Genomic DNA, 15584 nt, shown 5'->3' on the forward strand with positions numbered 1-15584 from the left:
CGCCTGAATCGGCGCACTGTGCGCAGGCATCGCACGAAGCCTGCGCACAGTGACGCGGCGCCGCCTCGATACACCGCACGCGACGCGACGAAGGTGGTGGATCTAGCAGACCGTGGTGGGCGCTTCGGCGACCGCCTGTCTCTGGCCCGCCCGCAGCAGGCCTTCCACCATGCGCGCCTCTGCTCGGGCAATCATTTCGAGCGATGCGGCAGACAGTTGGGTATCCAGAATCGAAAGCGCGGCGCACAGGCGCAGGTAATCGTCTTCGCCGACGTTCCAGCCGCCGGCCTGATGCTCGGCGGCGTCGAGTTGCACCATGGCGGCGTGCGCGCTCTCGACGTACTCCAGCCCCTCCGGCTCGAGTCCGAGACGGCACAGCTCCTCCGACACCAGAAAGTGGCGGCCGAGGGTCATAAACAGATCCCGAGAGCCATGACCGCGCGTGAAGGCATCCAGGGCGGTGTAGCACTGCAGGAGCATGGCCTGCGTCACGGGTTCGTGCGCAGCGCGGCTGAAAGTGAGCGCGCGCAGCAACGGCGACATGGCGGGCTGGTTGCGTTTGCGGCTAGGCGATTTGTTGGGCATGACGGTTTCAACCTCGTTCTGTAACGCTCGGCCCGCCACCGAAGCTTCTTGTATGCGGTGCACCGGCGGGGTAAAGGCAAGCTCTAATATGTGTCCTGCGATCATGATCGCAAGCAACAATTAAGACAGGCTTAAACCACGGGACGTTGAACGAGTCCGTGACGAAAAGGCGGCGCGGAGGATCGGCGCCCTAAAAAAAAGCCCTGTCCCATGGGGGACAGGGCCTGACAGGATGGAAGAGTCGTACAGGCGCGTGGAGCTTGCCGACCTGTTCCCATCACAACAACGCTGTTGCACTTCATTACCGGTACTGCGTAAAACCCATACTGACTGCTTGAAACGTGGTCCTTCACCTTCGCTTTGCTGCAAACCCCTGTTGCTTTTATTGCATGTGCTGCGAGAAGCGCTTTGGTGCTAAGGTTACTGCCACTCCCTGCTGCTTACTGCGTACCGCTTGAATGGACTGCGTCTTTCTAAGTACGGCCACTACCGGAACTGCTCTACGGAACTGCTCTACAGGTACGGTCAAAACAACGCGGGGGAAGACCGCGTATGGACCCGGTGATTCGTCGTGCCCATGGAAACCAGTGTAGAGCGAAAGATGCACGAGCGATTCGGCGAAACGAGGGGAATTGGCCACGCAGTTCGACGAATTGCTTGCCATGGACCGCGCCGGCCACACCACGCGTCTGGTGCGACGCCACAGGCGATTCCAGCGTCACGCCGGCAATGTACAGGCTTGCTTCATGCAGACGTAGGCGGGCGTGCCGGAGGGCGTGGCCTCCGTTATTTAGAAATTCCGGCCGTTCGATCGTTTATTAATTGATTCGGATACCGTATTAAATGACGTTGGATGAATACCCGGCGCGATCCGGCCAAACCTGCTGTTGATGCGCACCGAAGCAGTGCTGCCGTTGCCTGGTTTGGCGCATGACGCGACGTGCGCGCCACACAAGCATGCAGCCGATAAAACTGATGTTTGGGCAAAAGCCCGTGGTTCGGGTAGTTGACCATATCGGCATAGAACTTGCCTTGTCTCGCGAGGGAGAGGGAGAGAGGTATCCATAAACGGGAGGACATCATGTTCGAGTCCGCACCTATTACAGCGAGCAAAGTGGTGGACGGGGAAACGGTTCGCGCTGAATATCTGTGCGATACGGGACGTCTGCGCATCCTCGGCGAGCGCACCGTGCACGCCGAATGGTTTCCGCCGCATTCGTGGTTCGCTATAGCATCGAGTTCGGGACATAGCCGATGGGGCACCCGGCCTGACGAGGCAGACCTGCTGCTGCTGATCGACAACTTCGTGGGGTACTCGGGCCAGAATGCCTTTGCGCTCATCCGGCGCTAAGCCAGCACGATGCGGGCTTCTGTCTATTCACGCCTAAAACCGAAGTGCCTGCAGTAGCGCGATTGGCAACCCTGATTGGCAACCCTACCCGTGACTATCGACCCAGGCGCGGGCCCAATCGAGGCCGGTCAAGCGGGCTTCTTCGTCGGTATCGAACGTTCCGAGCACGCCCGATCCTTCCACCAGTTTGCTGCCGCGCGTGATGGTGCCGCTGGACGCATAGCCGTCGCCTTGAACGATGGCGTGACCCCAGATCGCGTAGCCCTGATAGATTTTGGATTCCATTTCGCGTTACCGCACCACATACACGGACGTGTGTCCGGTGCTTACCTGCAGCACGTTGCCTTCGGGCGTGAGGATACGGGGAATGTCGATAAAGCGCGGGGCCGTGGTTTTCCTCGCACCGTCGCCTCCGCCGTGTTTCGTCGTCGACGCTTTAGCCAACGGGTCCGCAATGCGGCGTGTCGCCACTTTGCCCATACCGCGCGACAGCAGCGCGGTTTTGGCCGCCTTGGGTTTGCATTTACCCGCAGGCTGCCCGATGCGCGCTTCCGGCGGATTCCAGACTTCCACGTAGTGCTGGCCGGCAGCCGCTGTGGATGTCACCGCGAGCAACACCGCACCCGCGCTCAGAAATCGCAGCATGTCTTCTCCATAGATATAAACGAGGTTCGCGTAGCGCGCGAGGCGCGCCGGCAAAAACTCGCGCCGGTTCCTGCCCATGAGCCACCGCAGCCTTCGCGGTAGAAACGGCTCACCACACCGCCCGGTCAGCAAAGCGGATGAGGAATACTGTACATCCATACAGGTATTTGTGCAATCCAAGACTTTCCCGCAGGACGATAGGCGTGAAGCCCTTCCGTTCGCCCGCCGCGTTTGGGAACAGCCCTTGCTGACCATCAAGCTGGCGCCAGGCCGACGTTTCGCTTGGCGGCGCCGAACGCAAGGAGCCTTTCCATGGCAGGTAAATCGAATCACCGACAGCCCGCTGCCCACGCCGCCGCGGGCACCGATTCCAAATCCGAGGATCTCGAACAGTTTCGCTTGCGGCCAGACGGCGAAGCGCTGCGGACCAATCAGGGCGTGAAGATCGCCGACAACCAGAACAGCTTGCGCGCCGGTGTGCGCGGTCCGTCGCTGCTGGAAGATTTCATCATGCGTGAAAAGATCACGCACTTCGACCATGAGCGCATTCCCGAGCGCATCGTGCATGCGCGCGGCTCCGCGGCCCATGGCGTATTCAAGGTGTACAAGCCGCAGAGCGACTACACCAAGGCTGCGTTTCTGCAGGACCCGGCCGTGGAGACACCGGTCTATGTGCGCTTTTCGACGGTGCAGGGACCGCGCGGCTCGGCCGATACCGTGCGCGACGTGCGCGGCTTCGCCGTCAAGTTCTACACACAGGAAGGCAATTACGACCTGGTGGGCAACAACATGCCGGTGTTCTTCATTCAGGACGCGATCAAGTTTCCCGACTTCGTCCACGCGGTCAAACCGGAAGCGCCGAATGAAATGCCGACCGGCGGTTCCGCGCACGACACCTTCTGGGACTTCGTCTCGCTGGTGCCCGAATCCGCCCACATGGTGCTGTGGACCATGTCGGACCGCGCGATTCCGCGCAGCCTGAGGACCATGGAAGGCTTCGGCATCCACACGTTCCGTTTCGTCAATGCCGCGGGCAAGGCGCGCTTCGTCAAGTTTCACTGGCGTCCTGTGCTCGGCTCCTATTCGCTGTTGTGGGACGAGGCGCAGAAACTCGCCGGCAAGGACCCGGACTTCCACCGGCGCGACCTGTGGGAAGCCATCGAGCGCGGCGATTTTCCCGAGTTCGAGCTGGGCGTGCAGATTGTCGAAGAGCAGGACGAGCACAGCTTTCCCTTCGACCTGCTCGATCCGACCAAGCTGATTCCCGAAGAAACGGTGCCGGTGCAGATCATCGGCAAGATGACGCTCAATCGGAACCCCGACAATTTCTTCGCCGAGACCGAACAGGTGGCGTTCCATCCCGGTCACGTCGTACCTGGCATCGACTTCAGCAACGATCCGCTGTTGCAGGGGCGGCTCTTTTCGTACACGGATACGCAGATCAGTCGCCTCGGCGGCCCGAACTTCCACGAAATTCCGATCAACCGTCCGGTGTGCCCGTTTCAGAACAATCAGCGCGACGCGATGCATCGTCAGGCGATCCACGTCGGGCAGGCTTCGTATGAACCGAATTCGCTCAGCGGCGGCTGGCCGAAGGAGACCGATCCGGCGGCCTCGGACGGCGGTTTCGAGAGCTACCACGAGCGCATCGACGGCGAAAAAATTCGCGTGCGCAGCGAATCGTTCGCCGATCACTTCTCCCAGGCGGCGCTGTTCTATCGCAGCATGTCCGAGGTCGAGAAGGCGCACATCGCCGCGGCTTACCAGTTCGAACTCGGCAAGGTGACCAAGCCGGAGATTCGCGAGCGTGTCGTCAACCAGATTCTCGCTAACTTCGACGCCGGTCTGGCCGCCGAAGTCGCGGCCGGCCTCGGCTTGCCCGCGCCGAAGAAGGGCAATGCGCCGGCCGCCGCGAAGCCGGAGACCTCACCGGCCTTGAGCCTGCTCAACCGCGCGAAGCCCGGCATCAAGACCCGCAAGATTGCCTTGCTGGCCGCGCCCGGCTCGGACGTCGCCGCTATCGGCAAGCTCCAGCAGGCCCTGCGCGGCGAAGGCGCTACGCCGTTGCTGGTCGCGCCGACGCTCGCGGCCATCGGCAGTTTGCAGCCCGATGCGACGATTGCCGGCATGCCGTCGATCATGTTCGATGCAATCGTGGTGGTCGGCGGCGAGACGGGCGCGAAGGCGCTTGCGCAATCGGGCGATGCGCGGCATTTCGTGCTCGAAGCGTTCAAGCATCTGAAGGCGATTGCGGCGCTCGGCGCCGGTCGCGACGTGCTCGATGCGGCGCATCTGCCAGCCGACGCAGACGGTGTCGCGACCGGCGACGACAAGCAGCTCGCCGAGGTCATGAAGGCGTTCGTTGCGGCGGCGCAGCAGCATCGGGTGTGGTCGCGTCAGGCGTTGGCGGAGTCGGTGCCGGCTTGAACCGTGGATGGCAGCAGCGCGCGTGTCCGATCGATGCGCGCGCAACCAATGCCCGGCATGCCTGCGCGAGGCAAAGCGCATGGATCGAATGGGTATAGTCGCTGTATGATACGTGGCCGTCGTGCCGTGAGAGAGTCGACCGGGCGCGCGGCTTCAATCGAATGTTTCAAGCCTTTGCGTGGCGTCCCGCTGCCGTTTCGGCGGCATGGACGTTGACAACGTATCTTGTGGTGGCGGTACCTCAGTCGAAATTGCCGAGCCGAGCAAACTGACCGGACGAAACACAGAAAAAATGCCTGCCTTCACTGCTGTCGACAAAGACCAGTTCCGCCGCATCATCCGTCGCAACATCGTGCTGCCGCTAGCCATGGGTCTATTGACCGCCGTGGTGTTCGTCGCGCTGGTTGCTTACCTGGTGAATACGATGAGCTGGGCCGAGCACTCGGAGCGGGTGATCGGCAACGCCAACGAAATAATGCGGCTCGCCGTGGACCGCGAGTCGTCCATGCGCGGCTTCCTGATTACCGGCGACGAAAGTTTTCTGGCGCCGTACGAGTTGGGGCAAGCGCGCTTCCAGACCGAGATCAATTCGCTGATGGATATGGTCTCCGACAACCCGCCCCAGGTCGATCGCCTCAAGCGGATCCAGGCGGTGCAGGCACTATGGGACAACTACGCGCAGCAGATGATCGATCTGCGCCGCAGGAACCAGGCCTACGAACCGGAAGCGGCGAGCACCCGCGGCAAGATCGCTTTCGACGAGACGCGCCGGCTGTTCAGCGACTTTCTCGATGCGGAGCTGGTTCTGAGGCGGGAGCGTGCCATTGCCACGCGCAATGTCATGGCCGTCATGGTCGGCATCTTTCTGTTCTTTAGCGTGGTGGTCAGCCTGTTTCTGGCGTGGCGGGGGCGGCGCGAGTTGCTCGACCTGTCCGCATCCTACGATGGTGTGCTCAGGCAACAGGACGAGCAGACCGAGGTGTTGCAACAGCAGGTCTGGTTGCGCTCGGGGCAGCGGCTGCTCGCCGAGAAGGTGGTGGGGCAAACCACGCCGACGCTCGTCGGCCGCGCCATGCTCGAGTTTCTGGCGCAGTATCTGGGCGTGTCGGTGGCGGCGCTCTATATCCGCGACAAGGAAACCGGCACGCTGCATCGCGCCGCATCCTACGGTTTCAGCCTCGAAAGCGAACAGGCCTCGCAGCATTTCCAGAATGCCGAGAGCCTGATCGGCCAGGCCGCGCTGACGCGCCGGACCATCCTGCTGAAGGACGTGCCGGACGATTACGTGAAGGTCGTATCGGGCCTCGGCATGAGCCCGCCCAGGAACCTGATTGTTTTGCCCATCGAGAACGACGGCGTCGTCAACGGGGTGGTCGAACTCGGCTTCATGCGCGCGCTGGTCGAACGCGACCAGGAACTCCTGCAACTGATTGCCGGCGGCATGGGCGACTTCCTCGAGGCCGCGCTGTATCGCGAGCGCCTGCAGGACACGCTGGTCGAGATGCAGCAACTGAACGAGGAACTGCAGGTTCAACAGGAAGAACTGCGCGTCTCGAACGAAGGCCTGGAAGAGCGCGGCCGCGCGCTGCTCGATTCGCAGTCGCGGCTCGAAAACCAGCAGGCCGAGCTGGAACAGACCAATGTGCAGCTCGAAGAGTACGCGCAGCGTCTCGAACGGCAAAAAGCCGATCTGTTGCGCGCGCAGGACGAACTGTCCACCAACGCGGCACGGCTCGAACAGTCGAGCCGCTACAAGTCCGAGTTCCTCGCCAACATGTCGCACGAGTTGCGCACGCCGCTGAACAGCTCGCTGATCCTCGCCAAACTGCTGCAGCAAAACCGCACCGGCAATCTGACCGAAGAGCAGGTGCGCTACGCGGAAACGATTCACGCGTCCAATAGCGATCTGCTGGTGCTGATCAACGACATTCTCGATCTCTCGAAGGTCGAGGCCGGACAGATCAGCATCGAACTGGAAACCGTCTCGCTCGACGGCACGCTGCAGTCGCTGCGCGAAACCTTTGCGCCGATGGCCGCGGCGAAGCACCTGAAGCTGAGCTTCGATCGCGCGCCCGGTGTGCCCGACACGATGATCACCGACAGCCAGCGCACGGTGCAGGTGCTGCGCAATCTGCTGTCGAACGCCGTGAAATTCACCGAGCGCGGCGAGGTGTCGCTGAGCGTGGCGCCGGCCGAAGACGGCCTGTTGCGTTTCGAGGTGCGCGACTCCGGCATCGGCATTGCGGCGGACAAGCTGGAGATGATTTTCGAGGCCTTCCAGCAGGCCGACGGTTCCACCAGCCGGCACTACGGCGGCAGTGGCCTCGGTCTGTCGATTTCGCGCGAATTCGCGCGGCTGCTGGGCGGACGTATTACGGTGGCGAGCGAACCGGGCAAGGGCAGTGTGTTCACACTGTGGCTGCCGAGCGATGCGAGCGCCGCAGTGGCCGCTGCAGAGGCTGAGAAAGCTGGGCAGAGCGAAGCTGGGGCGGCTGGGTCTGACGCTTTTAGACCATCATTCAACTCGGCTGCCACGCCCGTGCCGGTGGCGCATGCTTCGTCGTCCTTCGCACCGTCCGTCAACGCGGCGAGCGCCATAACGGCCGCCATAACGACCGCCGCAGCGACCGCCACGACAGGCGCCGCCGCACTCCAGCCGGCGCGACCCGCCGAAGCCGGCGCACGCAACGGCGCCGAGGAAAGCGGCGGCGCGCCGATCGGCGACGACCGCTACGAGCGGGCGCGCGGCAGCCGGCTGATTCTCGCGATCGAGGACGACATCCCGTTCGCCGAGATCCTGCGCGACCTGGCCCACGAGCTCGACTTCGACTTTCTGCACGCCACCGATGCCGCGAGCGGCGTCGCCCTGGTGCGCGACATGCGGCCCGCGGCCGTGCTGCTCGACGTCGGTTTGCCGGACCGCTCGGGCCTGACCGTGCTCGAATGGCTGAAGAACGATCCGCTCACGCGGCATATCCCGATCCACATCGTCTCGGCCACCGATCACGCCGACAAGGCGCTGCACCTTGGCGCCATCGGCTATACGCTCAAGCCGACCGCACGCTCGACGCTGGAAGCGGCGATCCGCCGCCTCGAAGCGCGCCTGCAGCAACGCCTGAAGCGCGTACTGGTGATCGAAGACGATGCGGCGATGCGCGAGAGCATTCGCGCGCTGCTGCAAAGCGCGAACACGGAAATCGTCGCCGTGGCGACGCTCGCGAGCGCCTTCGACGAACTGGCGGCGAGCAGCTTCGATTGCGTGGTGACGGATCTCGCGCTGCCGGACGGCACCGGCTACGACCTGCTCGAACGGCTCGCACTCGACGCCGCCCATCTCGCGCTGCCGGTGATCGTCTATACCGGCCGGATGCTGTCCAGCGAAGAAGAGCACCGGCTGCGCCGCTATTCGAAATCGATCATCATCAAGGGGGCGAAATCGCCCGAACGGCTGCTCGACGAAGTGACGCTGTTCCTGCATAGCGTGGAATCGTCGCTCGCGCCGGAGCAGCAACGCATGCTGCGCACCGTGCGGCAACGCGACAACGCGTTCGAAGGCCGCAACATCCTGCTGGCCGAAGACGACGTGCGCAACATTTTCGCGCTGTCGCACGTGATCGAGCCGCTCGGCGCGAAGCTGCAGATTGCGCGCAACGGCCGCGAAGCGCTCGAGTTGCTGGAGACGCAACCTGAGGTCGATCTGGTGCTGATGGACATCATGATGCCGGAGATGGACGGCCTGACGGCGATGGCCGAGATCCGCCGCAATCCGCGCTTTGCCCACCTGCCGATCATCGCGCTGACCGCGAAGGCGATGGCGAACGACCGGGTGCGCTGCCTGGAGGCGGGTGCGGACGACTACATCTCGAAGCCGATCGACGTCGACAAGCTCGTCTCGCTGTGCCGCGTGTGGTTGCGGCAGCGCTAGCCGTAGAGAACCCGAGCCATGAAGACGAACCCAACGACTGCGCCCGAGCCGCGGCCCCCGCGTATCAGCGATTTCGACATCGAACTGACGCTGCTGCTCGAGGCCATCTACCTGAAGTACCAGCACGACTTTCGCCACTACGCGATGTCGTCGCTGCGCCGCCGGTTGACCCAGGCGCTCGACGAGTTCGGCCTCGCCACGCTCTCGCAGATGCAGGATCGCATCATGCGCAGCGGCGCCGATTTCGCCCGGCTGTTTCAATACCTGACGGTGCAGGTGAGCGATATGTTTCGCGATCCTGCCTATTTTCTGGCGCTGCGCCAGCAGGTCATGCCGGTGTTGCGGACCTATCCGTCCATCAAGGTCTGGGTGGCCGGATGCAGCACGGGCGAGGAACTGTGGTCGCTGAAGATTCTCTTCGACGAAGAGGGCCTCACCGAGCGCACCTTGTTCTACGCTACGGATATCAACCCCGACGCGCTGGCGCGGGCCGAAGCCGGCATCTATGCGCTCGACCGGATTGCCGGCTTCACGCAAAACTACCTGGCGGCGGGCGGCAAGCGTTCGCTCTCGGACTACTATCACGCGGCCTACGGCGGCGCGCGCTTTGCCGGCGCGCTGAAGGACCGGGTGGTGTTCGCCGATCACAGCCTGTCGACCGACGAAGTGTTCCTTGAAGCACATCTGGTGTCGTGCCGCAACGTTATGATCTATTTCGACCGCGCGTTGCAGGACCGCGCGCTGGGGCTGTTTCAGCGCGCCCTGGTACGGCGCGGCTTTCTCGGCCTCGGCAGCAAGGAAAGTTTGCGTTTTTCGAACCAGCACGAAGCGTTCGACGAATTTTGTCCGCGCGAGCGCATTTATCAGAAACGCTAGCATGAGCGCCATGCCCATCTCGTCCGGCCAACCTTGTCGATCCTGACGCGAGCCCCTATGCGAGCCATCCGTCCCGCCGTGAAGCGCCAGCCCGCCTCGACGCAGTCGCGTGCGTTCGAGCTGGTGGCGCTCGGCGCGTCGGCGGGTGGAATCGACGTCCTGAACGGCTTGCTGGCCGCGCTGCCCAGCGACTTCGCGGCGGCCGTCATGATCGTGGTGCACCTGCCGCCCGATCCGCCGAGTTACCTGGTGGAGAGCTTCGGCCGTCGCAGCAGCTTGCCGGTGATCGAACCGGACGCCGGCGAGCGGATTCTCGCCGGCCGCGTCTACGTCGCGCCGCCCGGCTATCACATGCTGGTGGAAGACGACCGCACCGTGGCGCTCTCCACCGAGGCGGCCGTGCGCTTTTCGCGGCCGTCCATTGATGTGATGTTCGAATCCGCGGCGTGGCGGTATCGCGAACGTGTGCTCGCCATCCTGCTCTCGGGCGCCAATGAAGACGGCGTGCTCGGCCTCGAAACGGTGCGCGCCGCCGGTGGCGCCGCCTGGGCGCAGGCGCCTGAAACCGCCGCGTCGCCGGAAATGCCGCGCGCCGCAATCGAACGCGGCGCAGTGGACGAAGTGTTGTCACCCTCTACCATGGCCCGTCGTCTTGCCCGACTGCCGGCCTTTACCGACCACGATTCCTGACCCGATGCCATGACGAATCCCTCTGTCAACATTCTGATCGTCGACGACATCGCGCATAACATCACGGCGCTGCAGGCGTCGTTGACCCAGCCCGACATCAACCTGCTGGTGGCCGACTCCGGCACGGCCGCGCTGGACCTGCTGCTCAAGCACGAGGTGGCGCTCGCCATCCTCGACGTCAACATGCCCGGCATGAACGGCTTCGAACTGGCCTCGCTGATGCGCGGTAGCCCGCGCACCTCGCACGTGCCGATCATCTTTCTCACGGCCACCGCGCAGGACGCCTCGCGCACCTTCCGCGGCTATGAAGCCGGTGCGGTGGATTTCCTCTACAAGCCGTTCGATTCGCGCATCCTGCAATCGAAGGTGGATGTCTTCGTGCAACTCGAGCAGCAGAAGCGCCAACTGGCCGCGCAACTGGTGACCACGCGCCAGATGCTCGAGGCCAACGAGATGCTGATGGCCGTGCTGAGCCACGATCTGCGCACGCCGCTCGGCGCGGTGCTGTCGTCGGCCGAATATCTGATGCGCCTTGAAGCCGGCGACACGGTGACGACCACCGCGACGCGCATCAAGAGCAGTTCGCTGCGCATGGCCCGCATGGTCGACCAGTTGCTCAATCTCGCGCGGTTGCAAGGCGGGCGGCTGCACTTGCAACCGCGTTCGATCGAGCTGGCGACGCTGTGCCAGTCCGTGGTCGACGAATTCGCCACTCACAAGGGCGCCGGGCAGATCGTCCTCGCGAGCGAGGGCGATTCGGCGGGCCGCTGGGACACCGATCTGATGTGGCAAGCCATCTCGAACCTGATCAGCAATGCGCTGCATCACGGCGAGCCGGGCGGCAGCATCGTGGTACGGATCGACGCAGGGAGGGCCGAGCGGATCGCGCTGAGCGTGACGAACCGGGGCGTGATTCCCGCCGAGGTCGTGCCGCATCTGTTCAAGGCGTTCGGCGCCGGGAGCGTCGGCGGGCGGTCGCGCGAAGGGCTCGGGCTCGGCCTGCATATCGTGCGCGAGATCGTCCATATGCATGGTGGCGAGGTCGGCGTGCAGTCGGATGAGACGCAGGGCACGGTCTTCTCCATCGAACTGCCGCGCACGCCCGTGCGTGGGCGCGGCTCACTGAGCGGGCGTTAGGACGGAATGCTGATGAGACGTTTGAGCATATAGTTGCAATTTAGTGGCATTAACATGCTCACTGAGGCTGGCTACACTGACTTCCATGCCATACGACATGGCTAGCAGATGAAACCCAATCTCAAGGAGTCGATCATGTCCCGTCTTACCGCAATCCAACCTGAAGCCGCCACCGGCGCTGCCGCCGAACTTTTCGCCAAAATCAAGAAGGCGGCCGGCAAGGTGCCGAATGCCTACGCCACCATCGGTACCCACAGCCCGGCTGCGCTCGGCGCGATGCTCGGCGTCGACGCCGTGCTGGCGAGCAGCAGCCTTGCCAAAGCGGATATCGAAGTGATCAAGCTGGTGGTTAGCGAAGTGGCGGGCTGTGACTACTGTATCGCTGCCCATACGCTGATGGGCAAGTTTGCCGGTCTGTCGCCGGACGTCATGAAGCAGGTCCGCGCCGGTACCGCGACGGGCGACGCGAAGCGCGATGCGCTGGTGCGCTTTGTCCGCACGCTGGTCGGCACGCACGGCACGGTGGCGGCGCAAGAGCTCGACGCGGTGCGCGCGGCCGGCTACAGCGAACAGCAGGTCATCGAAGTGGCGCTGGCGATCGCCTCCATCACCTTCACCAACCTGGTGAACCGCGTGAACGATACGACGCTGGATTTTCCCGCCGTAGCGTAAAGCGGGGCGCTGAGGTTTCGCGGCGGGTGCCGCGGAACCTCGGGCAGCGCCACCGTCCCGCCGCGTTCCCATCCGCCATGCTTTGCATATGCGCAATGATTGGTTCGCTTCGCGCCGGGTCGTCCTTATGCTGATCATCGCCCCGCGATGGCCCTCCGCTTGCGGCGGTACAACCCATCACGAACTAGCGAAGGACAGCCATGGCTTCATCAGATCATTCCACGCCCGGCGCGCAGCCGGTCGATTCCAGTCGCCGCACGCTTCTGAAGGCGGCAGGCGCGCTCGCCGTGGGCACCGGCGCCGTCATGGCGGGAGGCGCTGGAGCGCTACTGTCGAGTTCGTCGGCGCTCGCGCAGGGGAATGCAAAAACGTTGCGGATCGGCTTCCAGAAGTACGGAAATTTCGTCGTCCTGAAGGCACGCGGCTCGCTCGAAAAGCGCCTCGCCCAGCAAGGCGTGGGGGTGCAGTGGCTCGAATTTCCCGCCGGACCGCAATTGCTCGAAGGCTTGAACGCGGGCGCGGTGGATGTCGGCACGGTCGGCGAAACGCCGCCTATCTTTGCCCAGGCCGGCGGCGTCGATTTCGTCTACATCGCCAACGAGCCGCCCGCGCCCAAAGGCGAAGCGCTGGTCGTGCAGCAGGATTCGCCGATCCGCACGGTGGCGGACCTGCGCGGCAAGAAAGTCGCGCTCAATCGCGGCTCGAACGTCCACTATCTGCTGGTCAAGGCCTTGCAGCGCGCCGGCCTGGCTTATACCGATATCCAGCCCATCTACCTCACGCCCGCCGACGCACGCGCCGCATTCGTGCAGCGCAGTGTCGACGCGTGGGTGATCTGGGATCCGTATCTGGCCGCCATCCAGCGTCAGGCCAATGCGCGGGTGCTGACCAATGCCGAAGGCATCGTGCGCAACACCCAGTACTACGTCTCGTCGCGCAAGTTTGCCGACGCCCAGCCGCAGGTGCTGCATACGCTGCTCGACGAGCTGAACCAGGTGGACCAGTGGGGACGCAACAATGTCTCCGCGGTGGCCGCCCAGTTGTCGCCGCTCGTCGGACTCGATACGGCGACGCTCGAGCTGGCGCTGGGACGCGCCGGTTACGGCGTGCAACCGATCACCGATGCCACGCTCGCGTATCAGCAGGAGATTGCGGACACGTTCACCGAGCTCAAGCTGATTCCGAAGAAGCTGACCGTCGCCGATGCGCGCTGGAACACGGTCGGCTGAGGCGTTGCCAACCCAGGCGCGCTCGCCCAAGCGAGCGCCGCCGTCTTACATGCCCTTGAACTGATCGGCGTACAGGCGGCTCACGCTCAGCCTGTCGGTGTGGCCGCGCAGGCTGAGCGTGAGCTTGCCGGCATCGTCGCGTGACGCGCTGGCAATCATCTCGGCGCGCACCACCGTGCCGCGGTGAATCTGCCAGAACTGCTGCGGGTCGAGTTGCAGCAGCAGTTCCCGCAAGGATGTGCGGATCAGGTGTTCCTGGACGGCCGTAATCACGCGCACGTATTTGTCTGCCGCTTCGAAGTACAGCACCTCGCTGACCGGGACCATCGTGATCGTGTTGCCGGCGCTCGCCTGGATCATGCGCAGCGGCGCGGCCGGCGCAGCACCGGGTGCACCCGATGCGCCCGCTATCCCCGCGCCGAACAGCGTGCGCAACTGATCGATCATCGGCGCCAACGCCAGATCCCCGCCTTGCGGTTGCGATTGCGCACGCGCCTGCAACGCCGCTTGCAGACGCTCGCAGGTTTTTGCCAGCCGTTCCGGCTGCACCGGCTTGAGGACATAGTCGAGCGCGGCGCGTTCGAAGGCATGCAGCGCGTATTCGTCGTATGCCGTCACGAAGACCAGCAGCGGCAGCGGACGGCCCGCGTCGGGCCAGTCTTCGGCCAGCGCCTGGGCGGCTTCCAGACCGCTCATTCCAGGCATGCGGATATCGAGGAACAGCACGTCGGGCTGCAGCGCGAGACCCTGCCTGAGCGCCGACGCCCCATCGCCGACGCTCGCGACGATGCGCAGTTCCGGCCACAGACGGAGCAGTTCGGCTTGCAGGTTGGCGGAGAGCAAGGGTTCGTCTTCGGCGATCAGAGCGGTAGCGTGCATAGGGAGAAGGTCGTGTTGGATGGAGTGGACTCAGGCGACGGGCAAGCGGACCACGGCGAGCGCGCCGCCGCGGCCGTCGTCCGGAGCGGTCAGTTCAAGCGAAGCTGCGTTGCCGTACAGCGCCGCGAGCCGTTCGCGCACCTGCTGCATGCCGAAGCGGCTGCCGTGCGAGGGCGCGGCGCCGAGGCCGACACCCGTGTCGCGCACGCTCAGCACGAGCGCGTGGCCGTCGCGGCGGGCGGCGATCTCGATCTGCCCGCCCGACACGCTCGGTTCGAGCCCATGCTTGATCGAATTTTCGACCAGCGGTTGCAGCAGCAGCGGCGGCACGGGCAGGCTGCTCAGCTCGGCGGGCAGATCGAGCGTGCCGCGCAGGCGCGGTCCCATGCGGACCTGCATCAACTCGAGGTAATCGCCGATGCGGGCAAACTCCGCGGCCAGCGCGTGCGAGCTGGAACGCGAGGCGTCGAGCGTGGCGCGCAGAAAGCCGTTCAGATGATCGAGCATCGCCTGGGCCCGGGCCGGGTCCGTACCGATCAGCACGCGCAGATTGGCGAGCGTGTTGAACAGCATGTGCGGCTCCAGTTGCGACACCAGCAGCTTCAACTGATTCTCCGCGGAGGTGCGCAACGCAGCTTGTGCGCGTGCCTCGGTCGCGGCGAGCCGCCCACGGACATAGAAGAAATAGGTGCAGCCGATCGCCAGCACGAACGCAGGCAAGAGGGTGGGCAACAGCGACTGCGCATTGCGCATGAAGCCGAGCGTCGGATGATGCGTGCCGGTGATCAGATCGCCGAGCCGATGCCCGCCGACGTAACCCACTACGGCCGACATCGCCACCCACGGCGTCATCAAGGCCCAGCCTGGCCAGCGCCGCTGGGCCGCGAGGTTCTCGGGCGTGCGGTCTTGCGGACTCTCGGGAGGGCGCCGGAACAGTGGGCTCGACAGGCCGTAGCGCCCCGTTTCGATCAGAGCCTGGATGCACAGCGTGACGGTGAACGAGTAGAACAGATTGGAGCCGAACTCCCCGTCCGATATCGGGCCGAACATGAACGTGCAGGCCAGCGAGATGAGGATCGTGATGCGCAGTTCACGCCAAAGCCATTTGAAAACGATCGGATACGGGGGCATGCGACAGTCCGGAGTCAGGCGCTCGTCGCGCGGGGTG

13 protein-coding genes are annotated in these 15584 nt (G+C 64.2%); 8 read left to right on the forward strand and 5 right to left on the reverse strand.

Going from position 1 to position 15584, the window contains the following annotated elements; genetic code table 11:
- Positions 1-102: 102 nt before the first annotated feature.
- Positions 103-585, reverse strand: a complete 483-nt coding sequence (locus BUS12_RS08410; RefSeq protein WP_074295272.1) for a hypothetical protein — start codon at positions 583-585, stop codon at positions 103-105.
- 1081 nt (positions 586-1666) lie between these two features.
- Between BUS12_RS08410 and BUS12_RS08415 the strand changes: the two genes are divergently transcribed.
- Positions 1667-1936, forward strand: a complete 270-nt coding sequence (locus BUS12_RS08415) for a hypothetical protein (RefSeq protein WP_074295273.1) — start codon at positions 1667-1669, stop codon at positions 1934-1936.
- Positions 1937-2020: 84 nt separating this feature from the next.
- Here the strand turns inward: BUS12_RS08415 and BUS12_RS08420 are convergent, their stop codons facing one another.
- On the reverse strand, positions 2021-2221 hold the full coding sequence (locus BUS12_RS08420) for a hypothetical protein (RefSeq protein ID WP_074295274.1): 201 nt from the start codon (positions 2219-2221) through the stop codon (positions 2021-2023).
- Between the two features lie 6 nt (positions 2222-2227).
- Positions 2228-2581 carry a hypothetical protein gene (locus BUS12_RS08425; RefSeq protein WP_074297268.1) on the reverse strand — a complete coding sequence of 118 codons (354 nt, stop codon included), beginning with the start codon at positions 2579-2581 and terminating at the stop codon, positions 2228-2230.
- A gap of 312 nt (positions 2582-2893) precedes the next feature.
- Between BUS12_RS08425 and katE the strand changes: the two genes are divergently transcribed.
- From katE to BUS12_RS08460, 7 genes are all read left to right on the forward strand, one after another.
- On the forward strand, positions 2894-5008 hold the full coding sequence (gene katE, locus BUS12_RS08430; protein ID WP_074295275.1) for a catalase HPII: 2115 nt from the start codon (positions 2894-2896) through the stop codon (positions 5006-5008).
- Positions 5009-5300: 292 nt separating this feature from the next.
- Complete coding sequence (locus BUS12_RS08435) at positions 5301-8933, forward strand: response regulator (protein WP_074295276.1); 3633 nt, start codon at positions 5301-5303, stop codon at positions 8931-8933.
- An 18-nt stretch (positions 8934-8951) separates the two neighbouring features.
- On the forward strand, positions 8952-9809 hold the full coding sequence (locus tag BUS12_RS08440) for a CheR family methyltransferase (protein WP_074295277.1): 858 nt from the start codon (positions 8952-8954) through the stop codon (positions 9807-9809).
- A 57-nt stretch (positions 9810-9866) separates the two neighbouring features.
- Complete coding sequence (locus tag BUS12_RS08445) at positions 9867-10499, forward strand: chemotaxis protein CheB (RefSeq protein WP_083640300.1); 633 nt, start codon at positions 9867-9869, stop codon at positions 10497-10499.
- Positions 10500-10508: 9 nt separating this feature from the next.
- The gene (locus tag BUS12_RS08450) at positions 10509-11636 is read left to right on the forward strand and encodes a hybrid sensor histidine kinase/response regulator (RefSeq protein WP_074295278.1); all 1128 of its coding nucleotides are present in this window, start codon (positions 10509-10511) and stop codon (positions 11634-11636) included.
- 135 nt (positions 11637-11771) lie between these two features.
- Positions 11772-12308, forward strand: coding sequence for a carboxymuconolactone decarboxylase family protein (locus BUS12_RS08455; RefSeq protein ID WP_074297272.1), 537 nt, complete (start codon positions 11772-11774; stop codon positions 12306-12308).
- Positions 12309-12508: 200 nt separating this feature from the next.
- On the forward strand, positions 12509-13537 hold the full coding sequence (locus BUS12_RS08460) for a sulfonate ABC transporter substrate-binding protein (protein WP_074295279.1): 1029 nt from the start codon (positions 12509-12511) through the stop codon (positions 13535-13537).
- 45 nt (positions 13538-13582) lie between these two features.
- Here BUS12_RS08460 and BUS12_RS08465 read toward each other — a convergent pair whose 3' ends face one another.
- Entirely contained in the window at positions 13583-14416 is an 834-nt protein-coding gene (locus BUS12_RS08465) for a LytR/AlgR family response regulator transcription factor (protein ID WP_074295280.1), read from the reverse strand.
- 30 nt (positions 14417-14446) lie between these two features.
- Entirely contained in the window at positions 14447-15547 is a 1101-nt protein-coding gene (locus tag BUS12_RS08470) for a sensor histidine kinase (RefSeq protein ID WP_083640456.1), read from the reverse strand.
- Positions 15548-15584 lie beyond the last annotated feature (37 nt).

It is taken from the genome of Paraburkholderia phenazinium (assembly GCF_900142845.1).
GTDB classification, from domain to species: domain Bacteria; phylum Pseudomonadota; class Gammaproteobacteria; order Burkholderiales; family Burkholderiaceae; genus Paraburkholderia; species Paraburkholderia phenazinium_A.